The organism is Streptococcus sanguinis (assembly GCF_020729725.1).
Taxonomy (GTDB): Bacteria; Bacillota; Bacilli; order Lactobacillales; family Streptococcaceae; genus Streptococcus; species Streptococcus sanguinis_V.
The window spans coordinates 71322-83849 of sequence record NZ_JAJEPA010000021.1 but is presented as its reverse complement, the minus strand read 5'-3'; the positions used below and the strand labels follow the sequence as shown (position 1 = coordinate 83849).

Annotated in this window: 11 protein-coding genes; 2 read left to right on the top strand and 9 right to left on the bottom strand. The window is 46.6% G+C overall.

Features of this window, described 5'->3' with window-relative positions; genetic code table 11:
- Nucleotides 1-304 precede the first annotated feature (304 nt).
- On the top strand, nt 305-1288 hold the full coding sequence (locus tag K4I03_RS10555) for a LacI family DNA-binding transcriptional regulator (protein ID WP_002908473.1): 984 nt from the start codon (nt 305-307) through the stop codon (nt 1286-1288).
- A 117-nt stretch (nt 1289-1405) separates the two neighbouring features.
- Entirely contained in the window at nt 1406-3481 is a 2076-nt protein-coding gene (gene pulA, locus K4I03_RS10550; protein WP_002908472.1) for a type I pullulanase, read from the top strand.
- A 43-nt stretch (nt 3482-3524) separates the two neighbouring features.
- On the opposite strand, the gene thrC is transcribed toward pulA, so the two are convergent.
- The 9 genes from thrC to K4I03_RS10505 form a co-directional block, all read right to left on the bottom strand.
- Complete coding sequence (gene thrC, locus K4I03_RS10545) at nt 3525-5009, bottom strand: threonine synthase (protein ID WP_002908471.1); 1485 nt, start codon at nt 5007-5009, stop codon at nt 3525-3527.
- 112 nt (nt 5010-5121) lie between these two features.
- Entirely contained in the window at nt 5122-6225 is a 1104-nt protein-coding gene (locus tag K4I03_RS10540) for a LysM peptidoglycan-binding domain-containing protein (protein WP_227965224.1), read from the bottom strand.
- Between the two features lie 209 nt (nt 6226-6434).
- Nucleotides 6435-7403 (bottom strand): hypothetical protein, encoded by a 969-nt coding sequence (locus K4I03_RS10535; RefSeq protein WP_227965222.1) that lies wholly within the window; start codon nt 7401-7403, stop codon nt 6435-6437.
- Complete coding sequence (locus tag K4I03_RS10530; RefSeq protein ID WP_227965220.1) at nt 7393-7551, bottom strand: hypothetical protein; 159 nt, start codon at nt 7549-7551, stop codon at nt 7393-7395. Before K4I03_RS10530 ends, K4I03_RS10535 begins: the two co-directional genes overlap by 11 nt.
- Nucleotides 7552-7554: 3 nt before the next feature.
- On the bottom strand, nt 7555-8067 hold the full coding sequence (locus K4I03_RS10525) for a hypothetical protein (RefSeq protein ID WP_227965213.1): 513 nt from the start codon (nt 8065-8067) through the stop codon (nt 7555-7557).
- An 18-nt stretch (nt 8068-8085) separates the two neighbouring features.
- Entirely contained in the window at nt 8086-8508 is a 423-nt protein-coding gene (locus K4I03_RS10520) for a hypothetical protein (RefSeq protein WP_227965211.1), read from the bottom strand.
- A gap of 201 nt (nt 8509-8709) precedes the next feature.
- Complete coding sequence (locus K4I03_RS10515; protein WP_002902008.1) at nt 8710-9333, bottom strand: V-type ATP synthase subunit D; 624 nt, start codon at nt 9331-9333, stop codon at nt 8710-8712.
- Complete coding sequence (locus tag K4I03_RS10510; RefSeq protein WP_227965209.1) at nt 9330-10724, bottom strand: V-type ATP synthase subunit B; 1395 nt, start codon at nt 10722-10724, stop codon at nt 9330-9332. The genes K4I03_RS10515 and K4I03_RS10510 overlap by 4 nt, the downstream gene beginning before the upstream one ends.
- Complete coding sequence (locus tag K4I03_RS10505) at nt 10711-12501, bottom strand: V-type ATP synthase subunit A (protein WP_125347219.1); 1791 nt, start codon at nt 12499-12501, stop codon at nt 10711-10713. The genes K4I03_RS10510 and K4I03_RS10505 overlap by 14 nt, the downstream gene beginning before the upstream one ends.
- Nucleotides 12502-12528: the final 27 nt, after the last annotated feature.

The window sequence follows — 12528 nt, the reverse complement described above, 5'->3', positions numbered from 1 at the left end:
AATGGATATAATGCTCTTTTAGGACTCTCTTACAGCCCCAATTATTTACCGTTTTTCTCTTCTTGCAAGCGTTCTCTTTTTGTGTTAAAATGTTCTTACAAACAGAAAACGTTTGCGTTTACTGAGAAACTGCTTTATACTTGTTTTTTCGACCATCATAGTTAAGCAAAATCACTGGTTATAAGAACCATTTTGGGCAGAGGTTTGCATGACTCTTAGAAAGCAAGTGCTTCTACTACTAGATTTAAAATAGTTGATATTATAGAAAGGATTTCCAGCAAATGCAGGCCTTTAGGAGGTTTTTATGCGAGTTACTATCAAAGAAGTCGCAAAACTAGCAGGCGTGTCGCCCTCTACCGTGACCCGCGTCGTACAAAACAAATCAACCATCAGTGAAGAAACCAAAAAACGGGTCCGTGCTGCTATGAAGGAGCTGGACTATCATCCCAACCTCAATGCCAGAAGTCTGGTCAGCCAGTCCAGCCAAGTCATCGGCTTGGTCCTGCCGGACGACTCAGATGTCTTCTATCAAAACCCTTTTTTCCCAACTGTATTGCGGGGGATTTCTCAGATTGCTTCTGACTATGACTATGCCATCCAGATCAGCACTGGGCAAGATGAAGAGCACCGCTTGGAAAATCTGAAGCAAATGATTTTAGGAAAACGAGTAGATGGACTGATCTTCCTTTATTCTAAGCAGGACGATCCTTTGGTCGACTTTGCAGTCAGGAACAACTTTCCTTTCCTTATCCTAGGGAAAGCTGTCTCACCTTTCATCTCTCTGGTGGACAATGACAATATCAAGGCCGGCTATGACGCGACCAGATATTTCCTTGACAAGGGCTATCAGAAAATTGCTTTTCTAGCCGGGAATAAGGAACTGGTCGTTTCCCAGGATCGTTACACAGGCTACAAACAAGCTCTGAATGAAGCAGACCGACCTTTGGATGAACGCATTATCAAATTTGCCTTCGGTTTCCTTCTGGAAGACAACAGTTACAAGATTATGGAGGAGCTGCCGCTGGATGAGATTGAAGCTATCGTGACATCTGATACCTTAGTAGCAGAAGGAGCCCTGCACTATCTCAAAGATCAGGATTACCATATTCCCATTATCACCTTTGATTCTCTCAAACCTCGCATTGATGTGGATGCTTATATCGATATCAATGCCCTCGAGCTTGGGAAAGAGTCTTTCCGGACCCTCTTCCAAATCATCAAGGACAATAAAGAAGACAAGCAAATCTGCTATCGCCAGTTGATCCCGCATAGCATCAGCACTCGCTAATCCGAGTGCTTTTGCTCATTTATCAACGATTCACAGAACGGCCTTGTCCCAACCCAGGGAAGAGCCTAAACTTAAAATAATTACACGAAGAGAAACTGACAAAGAAAGAGGAAAAACATGGCCTTTCGTATTTTTCAAGCCTATTTAGATGACGAAAATATCATCACCATCGAACTGGAAAAGAGCTTTGAAGCCTACTCCATCCACTTTACACTGGAAGACAAGCACAGCTCTAGCCCCTTAACCATCAAAAATATCAACAATCAGGAAGAGCGGATCATCTACACCGTGTCAGCTAATGAGCCCATTGACCTGACGCAGTCCTACAAGGTCTATGACCAAGATCGCAATCATACCGACCTGCAGTACCGCCATATCGTGAAAAAGCCTATTTTCGATGAGATTTTTGACTATGCAGGCGACGATTTGGGAGCTCAATACAGTCCCCAAGCCACCGACTTTAGACTCTGGGCACCCATTTCCGAAAAAGTCCTCCTGCATCTCAAAGACCAGGTTCACCATCTCAAACGTCTGGATAAGGGAGTCTGGCACGCCCGCATTGAGGGAGATTTAGAGGGAGCCTCCTATTCTTATCTCCATAAGATCAATGGCAAGTGGGTGGAAGTCCACGATCCCTACGCCCTATCCTCAGATGTCAATTCGGGCAACAGCTATGTCATTGATCTAGAAAAAATTAAAAAGCCTATCAAACGAGCGAAAACACAGCTGGATCCGACAGAAGCTGTCATTTATGAAATGAGCGTCCGCGATTTCTCTATGCAGAAAGAAATTGGCTTCTCCTATCCTGGGAAGTTTGCCTCGCTGAGCGAATCTCCAGTAGTCCACGGCCAGAAGTTCGGTCTGGACTATCTGAAAGAGCTAGGTATCAGCCATGTGCAGCTTATGCCTGTCTATGACTTTGGCAGCGTTGATGAAAAGCATCCAGAGCTCGTCTACAACTGGGGTTATGATCCTGTCCAATATAATGTCCCAGACGGCAATTTTGCCAGTGACCCACGAGACCCCTATGCCCGTATCTTAGAGCTACAGGCAGCCATTACTGCCTTCCACAATGCTGATATCAGCGTCATCATGGACGTGGTCTACAATCATGTCTATGATGCCAACAGCTATGCTTTTGAAAAAATCGTTCCTGGCTATTTTTTCCGACTCAATGACATGGGCTACCGGACTAACGGAACCTTCTGCGGCAATGATGTAGCCAGTGAGAAGGCCATGGTCCGCCGCTATATCAAGCAGTCGGTCAAACAATGGGTCAGCCTCTATGGCTTTGACGGTTTCCGCTTTGATCTGATGGGGATTTTAGATATCCAAACCATGCAGCAGATAGCTGGCGAACTCAAGACGCTCTATCCTAACATCTACCTCTACGGCGAAGGCTGGCAGATGGATACTGGGCTGGCAAGTGAACGTTTGGCTCATCAGTACAATGCTGCCCAGCTGCCAGATTATGGGTTCTTCAGCGACCATTTCCGTGACAGTCTCAAGCAGACCATCGCTCAAGGCCGGCAAACCGAGAGTAAGACTCCTGCCAGTCAGCTTGAAAATGTCCTGACAGCCAATGTTGGTCTAAAAGGCGAGGCCCACTTCACTGCGCCCCAGCAGGCTATTAATTATGTCGAGTGCCATGACAATGCAACGGTTTTTGATTACTTTGATATCGTCAACCCTGCTATCACCTTGCGGGATCGGCTGGCCAATTCGCGGCTGGCTCTCCATCTCGTCCTCCTAGCTCAGGGCGTGCCCTTTATCCACAGCGGTCAGGAATTTTTCCGGACTAAAAATTTGATTGATAACACCTACAATATGCCTGACGAAATCAATAAACTAGACTGGCTGCGCTCCCTGCATTACACAGAGGATATTGCTTTTCTTAAAAAGCTGATTGCCTTTCGCAGAGCACATCCGCTGCTGCATCTAAAAACCAGCGCCGCTATCAAGCAAGCCTGTCAGGTCAACTGGCTGACAGACAGTTTATTGGAGTACAAAATTCAAGACAGGAAAGAAAGTATGACAATCGTCATCAACTTTGGCAACCAAGAGGCTGTCTACGAAAACAAAAACAAGCAAAAGCTGCACCTTCAATACCCAGCCATTGATGCCCAAAAACCAATCGCACCACTAGCTGACAGTTACAGCCTAGCTGGCAAGCAGTTGATTGTGTTAAAATAGATTATAAAACATCAGCCAATGAATAAGCTGATGTTTTCGTTTTTTATAATCCCAAATAATCCTCGACTGCTGCCTGCATTTGGTCTGCAGCGACCGTCGTTTTGTGGAGCACTGGGGCTGTTTCTAAGCCGTCCACAGCTGGTGGCAGGGCTACGCCAGAAAGTTCGTGCAGTTGCTCCAAAGCCTCGAAGTCACTAAGTCCTGACTGACCAGTCACAGCCTCAACGGCCACGACTGGGAATTTATAAGGGCTAGCGGTAGACGCGATAACAGTCTTGCGCTGATCACCTGTCTCTGCCAAGTATTTTTGATAGACAGCGGACGCAACGGCTGTATGAGGGTCTTCGATGTAGTCAGATGCTTGATAGACCCGCTTGATTTCAGTTGCTGTTTCTTCTTCTGTCGCATAATCAGCCGCAAAGAGCTCTAAAATCCCAGCGTCAAAGTCCGTCAGTTCATACTGTCCATGCTCATTCAGGGCCGCCATCAAGGCCGCTGTTTTCTCAGCGCTGTTACCAGACAGATGGAAAATCAAGCGCTCCAAGTTAGAGGAAACCAGAATATCCATGGACGGACTAGACGTCACCTTGAAGCTCCGCTTCTTGTCATAAACCTGAGTCTTGAAGAAGTCCGTCAGGACATTGTTCTCATTTGATGCGCAAATCAGCTTGCCAACCGGCAGACCGATTTGCTTGGCATAGTAGGCCGCCAGGATATTACCAAAGTTCCCTGTCGGAACTGTAAAGTTGACCTTGTCTCCTGCTGTGATTTCTCCCGTCTTCACTAGCTGAGCATAGGCATAGACATAGTAGACAATCTGCGGCACCAAACGGCCGATATTCATAGAGTTAGCTGATGAAAACTGGAGTTTGTGCTCCAAGAGACGAGCTCGTAGGTCTGTGTCATTGAACATGTGCTTGACATTGGTCTGGGCATCGTCAAAGTTGCCATCAATAGCAACAACATGCGTATTTGCACCTGTCTGCGTCGTCATTTGCAGCTCTTGGACCTTGCTGACACCGTCTTTCGGATAAAAGACGATAATCTCAGTCCCAGGAACATCCGCAAAGCCTGCCATAGCCGCCTTGCCTGTGTCGCCAGAAGTCGCCGTCAAAATGACAATTTTGTTTTCCAAGCCGTGCTTTTTAGCTGCAGTTGTCATCAAGTGAGGCAGGATAGACAAAGCCATGTCCTTGAAGGCAATGGTCGCTCCGTGGAAAAGCTCTAGATTGTACTGACCATCCAGCTTGACCAAGGGAGCAATCGCCGCATCATCAAACTTGCTGTCGTAGGCATGGTTGATACAGTAGTCCAGCTCTTCTTCAGAAAAATCATCCAAAAATGCAGACAAAACCAGCTTGGCTACTTCCTGATAAGAAGCGTCTTTGAGCTTGGCAAAGTCCAAATCGACCTGCGGATAGGTAATGGGCGTAAAGAGCCCACCATCTGTCGCCAAGCCTTGCAGAATCGCCTGGCTGGCTGTTACTCTATTCTTTTCGTCGCGTGTTGATTGATAAACTAAGGTCATTCTCTCTCATCCTTTATCTATAGTTCGCTTTATTATACCAAAATTTATCAGAAAATTCTCGCTTTTTCACAGAGAATATAAGAAAAAGCCCATTTCTGGGCTTGTATTCATCTTATTCATTCATAGATACGTGAACGTGGTCGTAGTGGTTTTCAGTTACGCTGCCACGGTCTGGCATTTGGTTCCAAGTATTAGCTGGTCCATAAATGCTTTCAAATGGTGCATAAAACTGTTGCTGCCAGATAACGTAAGAGATTCCTCTTTCAGTCATGTTAGAAGTAACATCGGCTGCGACTTGGTTTCCTAATTCAGTATTCTCACCAACGATAAAGTCAGCCGCCAAGCCTTTACCATGGTCACCACTATCACCTGGGCGGTAAAGACTAAATTCTGTAATGCCATATTTAGCTGCTATCTCTTCTTTCAGAGCAGCAGTCTGTGGCTGAAGACCTTCATTAGCAGGATTGTTAGTTGTCACGCTAGCTACGTCTGTTACAGCTGGAGCATTGTAAGTTGTTGGCTCAACAGCGGCAGTTGCTTGACTGACTTGGTCTTGGCCTAATTCAGTCGCTTCTGGAGCCGCCTCTGCTGGAGCTGCTGGACTTGCAGCAACTACTGGCTGTGGCGCTGCCTCTACAGGAGCGGCTGCATTTGCTTCCGCAGCTGGAGCTGGGGCTGCTTCACTTGCAACTTCTGCTACTGGGGCAGGAGCTTCTTCAGCAGGCGCTGGTGCTTGGTCTGCTGGAGCTGCAACAGCTTCCTCAACAGCCGGAGCTGGAGTTTCTGCTGCTTGAGCCGGTGCCGCTGGAGCGGCTTCTTCAGTACCAAAAATCTCGCTAGCCGTATAATCTTCTGTTACCAATCCTGCATTATTTCCTGCTTGGTAACTTTGGATTTCTACAGAGGCAATTTCATTGTGGCCATTTGTTGTAATAGTCAAAACAGTACCTGGGAAAATCAAGTCAGCATTGGCAATTTGGTTGATTTTAGCCAAGTCAACAAGATCAATGTTCATCGCTTGAGCGATATTTCCCAAAGTGTCACCATATTGAACAGTGTATGTTTGTTGGTTTTCATTGCTCGTAATATCCGCTTTAATTTGCTCAACTGTTCTGGCAGTCCAGTTTTGTGGCTGCTCCTCAGCTCGCGTTGTCAACAAAGGCAATGCTGACAAAGCAACAGTTGAAGCCAAAAGTAATTTCTTATTCATTTTCATATGCAAAATGCACCTTCCTAATCATTCATGATACGAAAACCATCTTACCATAAATCTTCTAAGAAAAAAGCCTTTTTCGACCTATTTAACAAAACTGTCTGCCCCCTGTAACATGGAGATTTGTTTGTAACATATAAAAAATTGCAACAAGCAAAAGAACCCCATTTAGAGAGGTTCTGTTTCTTTTGGGCTTCTAGAACTTAACGAAGTTACTCCTTTTTCTCTTGTTGCTCTTTCCAGTTAAGGTAGTCCTGATAGCTTTGTATAGGATAGTCTGTTAAGGGTTGCGCATTGCTTGCATAGGGTCTGTCAACTGGATAGACTGTTAAATCACTTTCCCCCTCTGGCGCCAGCCAATGAAGCATATGATTAAACCAGTCTTCTGACGTTACGACACCCTGACGACCATACACTGTACCTCCTCTGTCTAAAATTTCTTTAACCTGAGGATTTTCGCTTGTTAAATTAATTCTACTGCCTTTTTTAGGGGCGTCCTTTATAGAGGAATCATTTTTCAACAGATTTAACAAGAGGTAGCCATTTTCTCGAGCAATATTACGCAAAGTTGTCGCATTGACATCACTTGATAAAGTGGGATTGGAAGGATCAGCCCAGTTATCTTTTGGATTAAGCTTTTTATAGTCTTCTGGGATGTCACTGATTTCATGCGTCTCTAAATTCAGAAACACTTTCTTATCCTTGTCCGAATCCTTTGCCCCTTTAGGCCTGATAATCAAAACTAGATAATCCATCCCTTGATAATGAATAGTATAATCAGAGGTATATGGAAAATAAGATGGATTATATGACCGAACAGCCTGATAGAGGTCTACCTTTTGGGAAGGATAACCTTCTTGATCCAAGTCAAAAATGACCAAGTTAAAATACTCGCCTTTTCGTTGAGGATGAATTGGCACATGCTCGCCATCTACTTTGTTAAGGAGATGCCCTTCTTGACTTAGTGCATAACGCTTTATAGAAACTCCTCCTTTTGCGATTGCGACAAATTGCTTATTTTCTCCAAAAACAACGATATCGCTTGATTTAATAGACTTGAAATCCTGATACTCTAAATTTTGTTTACGAGTTTTTCCATTGAAATAGAGAAAACCAAACATCCCCAAAACTAACACAAGGAGGACCCCAGCGCCCCACACCAACGTTTTCTTATTCTTCATCGTCACCCTCATCATTCTGCCATTTTATAGTCCTGACGGCCATCGGTATATTTAAGGAGCCTGCAGAGTTTATAAGTGCCGCCTCCATCGCTTTAAAACTTGTACGAGCCGAGGTTAGACGTGTCGGACTAATATCTTTTTGTCCCATAAGTTACTCCTTTTTCTCTTGTTGCTCTTTCCAGTTAAGATAATCCTGATAGCTTTGTATAGGATAGTCTGTTAAGGGTTGGCTATTCTTGTTATATCTATTCTCAACAAGATAAACTGTCAATACCTCTTCTCCTTCTGGCGCCAGCCAATGAAGCATATGGTTAAACCAATCCTCTGAGCTTACCATAGTAAATCGTGGATAGATGGTTCCTTTAGCATCTAATATCTTCATCACTTCAGGGTACTCTTTGGATAAATTTATTTTAGCTTCATTCTTGGAAGATGTACTATGCAATGTGTTGCTCAATAAGAAACCATTCTCATCTGCTACCTTTGCCAAGGTCGTACGATTGGTATCTGCATATAAATCATGATCTAGTGAAGAAGGTCTATCATCGAAAGCATTATTATTGCTATAGTCTTCTGGGATGTCACTGATTTCATGCGTCTCTAAATTCAGAAACACTTTCTTATCCTTGTCCGAATCCTTTTCCCCTTTAGGACGAATCGTCACAGTAAGATAGTCCACTTCTTAATAATGGATAAGATGGTTTGACATGATTGGAAAATAAGATGGATTATATGACCGAACAGCCTGATAGAGGTCTACCTTTTGGGACGGATATCCTTCCTGATCCAAGTCAAAGATAACCACATTCCAGTGCTCTTCTTTTCGTTGAGGATGATAGGGTATATATTCTCCATCTACTTTATCAAGAATGCGTCCCTCCTGGCTAATGGTATAACGTTTCCCTGCAGACCATCCTCTTGTTATAGCCACAAATTGCTTATTTTCTCCAAATACAATAATATCACGAGAGGTTATTGCTTCAAAAGTACGATAAGTTTTTTTCTCTTTATGGGCGCTTCTATTTAAGTAGAAAAAACTAAACAAGCCCAAAGCTAACACAAGGAGGAGTCCAGCGCCCCACACCAACGTTTTCTTATTCTTCATCGCTTCCCTCATCATTCTACCAGTCTATAGTCCTGTCGGCCATCGGTATATTTATTGAAACTAACAGCGTTCGTCTTGTCCCATTATACCATACAAGAGATAGGGTGAGAAAGAGAGTGTAAAAAAAGAACTAGAGTCAGATTCATCGAATCCATCGTCCAGTTCCTATTTTTCAGTCGTTTTTTTTAACGCCTACGCATCTTACTTCACCTTCATCATTCGGACGAGGCTGGCCCGTTCGGCTTCTTCCAGCTTCATTTCGATGTAGTAGATGGTTTCTTTGAGGTCAGGGATGGTAGCATACTCTAGTCCGTTGACCCGACGGCGGGTTTTCTCGATTTCATCCGCCATAAGCTGGCAGCTTTTCTCAATCTCAGCCAGGCGCAGCAGGTCAGGAAGCAGATCGCTCATACTTTCAATGGTTTCATCCATCTGGCTGTTAGACGCCACATAGCTATAAACCACGTCTCCCTCGTCATCAGTATGCGGATTGTCAATATGGGCGTACATCTTGGGCACTCGCACACTCATGATATTCTCAGTCTCCACATGCAGATTGACCTCCCGCGTGGGCACAGCAAAAATCTCCTCGACCATGAGGTCGCTCTCCAGCGCCTTGGCCATGACAAAGTCCTGCAGGTGGCCAACCAGAGCGGATTCGACCTTTTGGCGAAGCTGATTGTTCTCACGGACAGACTCAATGAAGCGCCGCATCAGCTCATCCCGCTTGTCCTTGAGCAGTTTATGCCCACGGACAGCCGTTTTGAGACGGGCTTTTAAGTTATTCAGCTCCATCCGAGTCGGCTTGACATTGAGTCGCGTCATCTTTCTTCCTCCTTGGTCTGCGGCAGGTATTGGTCAATCATATCGTCCTTGATCCGCTTGAGCTCCGTTCTTGGCAAGATGGACAGGAGTTCCCAGCCCAGATCCAAGCTTTCCTCAATGGTTCGATTGGTCTGGAAACCTTGATTGATGTATTCCTGCTCGAAGCGGTCAGTAAAGCGCACATAGAGCTTATCCGTTTCGGACAGGGCGGATTCCCCCAGAACGACAGCCAGCTCCTTGGCCTGCTTGCCTTGCGCATAGGCGGCAAATAGCTGGTTCATGGTTGCAGCATGGTCTCCCCTGGTCTTGCCCTCACCTGAACCCTTATCCTTGAGACGAGACAGAGAGGGCAGGACATTGATGGGAGGACGATAGCCACTGTTGTAAAGGTCGCGTGAAAGGATAATCTGACCCTCCGTAATATAACCCGTCAAGTCTGGAATCGGATGGGTAATATCGTCCTCTGGCATAGACAGGATCGGAATCTGCGTCACCGAGCCTTTCTTACCAACCAGACGTCCAGCCCGCTCATAAAGGGTGGACAGGTTAGTATAGAGGTAGCCCGGATACCCACGGCGGCCCGGCACTTCACGACGAGCTGCAGAAACTTCCCGCAGGGCTTCGCAATAGTTGGTCATGTCAGTCATGATGACCAGAACGTGCATGTCTTTTTCATAAGCTAGGTACTCGGCTGCTGTCAGGGCAATACGCGGCGTTGCAATCCGCTCGATAGCCGGATCATTAGCCAGATTGATAAAGAGCACCGAGCGGTCAATGGCTCCTGTCTCCCGAAGGTCATTCATGAAGAACTCGGCTTCTTCAAAGGTAATCCCCATGGCCGCAAAGACCACGGCAAAGTTTTCATCAGAGTTAAGCACGGTAGCCTGACGGGCGATTTGAGCGGCTAATTCCTTGTGGGGCAGACCAGAGCCAGAGAATACTGGCAGTTTTTGTCCCCGAACCAAGGTATTGAGGTGGTCGATGGCCGAAATTCCAGTCTGAATAAACTCATCCGGATAATCGCGAGCTACTGGATTGATAGCTTGACCGTCAATATCCAGATATTTCTCTGGCAAGATATCTGGGCCGCCATCAATTGGCTTGCCCATGCCATTGAAAATCCGTCCCACCATGTCTTCTGACACTGGCAGCTCTAGCGGACGGCCGGTAAAGCGGACCTTGGCTTTTTCCAGATTGATACCGCTAGATCCCTCAAAAAGCTGGACCATAGCCTTGTCTTCTTGGACTTCCAGAACCTGGCCCTGACGCTTGCTGCCATCATGCAGCTGGATTTCTACCAATTCATTGAAATGCACGCCAGCAACTTGGTCGACAATCATCAGAGGGCCGACAACTTCACTGACGGTGCGGTATTCTTTAATGACGCTCATTGTCTAGTCCTCCTTGGGCAAGAATCTGATGCAGGGTTTCCTCGATAGTCTGACTGAGAGCCTGAATTTTTTCCAACTGATCTTCATGGATAAACTTGCTGCGGGCAATTCGGTCACGCAGCTCTACCGTTCCTTCCATGATTTCCCGGAAATAAGCCCCCAGCTCCAAGGCACGATTGGCCTCCGCATCGAAGGTCAGAATATTGCTCAATAAAGCTACCTGTTTTTTGAAAGAAGTATAGGTGTCCACATCATCAAAGGCATTCTGCTGCAGGTAGTCCTCACGAATCATCTTGGCTGCATTCATGGTCAGTCTGTCCTTCTCAGACAAGGAATCCAGGCCCACCAAACGAACGATTTCCTGCAGTTCGCTCTCCTTTTGCAGGATATTCATGGCCTTGGTCACCTTTTCTGCCCAAGCAATCTTCTCATGCTGGTCGATATAGGCTCCCACTTCGTCTAGGTAGAGCGAGTAAGAGCTCAGCCAGTTGATAGCTGGGAAATGCCGGCGTTGAGCCAGCTGGGCATCCAAGCCCCAGAAGACCTTGACAATCCGCAGGGTATTTTGCGTTACCGGCTCAGAAATATCTCCACCCGGAGGTGATACGGCCCCGATAGCAGTAATAGAGCCTTCACGCGCAGTCGAACCGAGCGTCTTGACCCGGCCTGCCCGCTCATAATACTCCGCAATCCGGCTGCCAAGATAGGCTGGATAGCCTTCGTCCCCCGGCATTTCTTCCAGACGACCGGACATTTCCCGCAGGGCTTCTGCCCAACGCGAAGTAGAATCTGCCATGATAGCCACTGAATAGCCCATGTCACGGAAGTATTCTGCAATTGTAATCCCTGTATAAATAGACGCCTCGCGAGCCGCTACCGGCATATTGGAGGTGTTGGCAATCAGCACCGTCCGCTGCATGATGGACTGGCCAGTTGCTGGGTCAATCAGTTCTGGAAATTCATTGAGTACGTCGGTCATCTCATTACCACGCTCACCACAGCCGACATAGATAACGATGTCAACATTGGCAAACTTGGCCACCTGGTGCTGAACCACAGTCTTACCAGCCCCGAAAGGTCCTGGTACGGCTGCTGCTCCGCCCTTGGTCACTGGGAAGAAGGTATCAATGACCCGCTGACCTGTCACCAAAGGCTCAACCGGAATCAGCTTCTGAGCAAAAGGACGCCCACGACGGACTGGCCATTTTTGCATGAGAGTCCCTTTAAAAGTAGACCCGTCCGCCTGCTCAATCTCGTAAACAGTCTCTTCAACAGTGAAACTGCCAGCTGAGATATGGGTCAAACGTCCACTGACTCCGACTGGCACCATGATGCGGTGCTCCACCAGATTGGTCTCCTGCACTGTTCCCAGAATATCGCCAGCCTCAACCGCATCTCCGACAGACAGACTTGGAACAAAATCCCACTTAGTCTCTCGGTCTAGATTTGGCAGTTGGACACCGCGGACGAGGAAGTCGCTCTCCGTGATGGTCTGGAAACGCTCCAAAGGCCGCTGAATCCCGTCAAACATCTGAGAAATCAGACCTGGACCCAGTTCAACGGACAGAGGGCTTCCAGTCGTGATGACCGGCTCTCCCGGACCCAAGCCAGAAGTTTCTTCATAAACCTGAATAGAGGCTTGGTCCCGCCGCATTTCAATAATTTCACCGATTAGCCCCAAATCGCCAACCCGGCAGATATCCTGAATATTCGCTTCCTGCATCCCTGATGCCAATACCAGGGGACCAGAAACTTTGATAATCTTTCCTTGACTCACAATCTTCCTCCATTCTTTGTAAAGATT

Excerpts from the sequence above, each read along its gene's own strand:
- K4I03_RS10515 (WP_002902008.1), bottom strand. The coding sequence starts at position 9,333 with ATGACGCGACTCAATGTCAAGCCGACTCGGATGGAGCTGAATAACTTA.
- K4I03_RS10520 (WP_227965211.1), bottom strand. The coding sequence starts at position 8,508 with ATGAAGAATAAGAAAACGTTGGTGTGGGGCGCTGGACTCCTCCTTGTG.
- pulA (WP_002908472.1), top strand. The coding sequence starts at position 1,406 with ATGGCCTTTCGTATTTTTCAAGCCTATTTAGATGACGAAAATATCATC.
- thrC (WP_002908471.1), bottom strand. The coding sequence starts at position 5,009 with ATGACCTTAGTTTATCAATCAACACGCGACGAAAAGAATAGAGTAACA.
- K4I03_RS10540 (WP_227965224.1), bottom strand. The coding sequence starts at position 6,225 with ATGAAAATGAATAAGAAATTACTTTTGGCTTCAACTGTTGCTTTGTCA.
- K4I03_RS10535 (WP_227965222.1), bottom strand. The coding sequence starts at position 7,403 with ATGAAGAATAAGAAAACGTTGGTGTGGGGCGCTGGGGTCCTCCTTGTG.
- K4I03_RS10530 (WP_227965220.1), bottom strand. The coding sequence starts at position 7,551 with ATGGGACAAAAAGATATTAGTCCGACACGTCTAACCTCGGCTCGTACA.
- K4I03_RS10555 (WP_002908473.1), top strand. The coding sequence starts at position 305 with ATGCGAGTTACTATCAAAGAAGTCGCAAAACTAGCAGGCGTGTCGCCC.
- K4I03_RS10510 (WP_227965209.1), bottom strand. The coding sequence starts at position 10,724 with ATGAGCGTCATTAAAGAATACCGCACCGTCAGTGAAGTTGTCGGCCCT.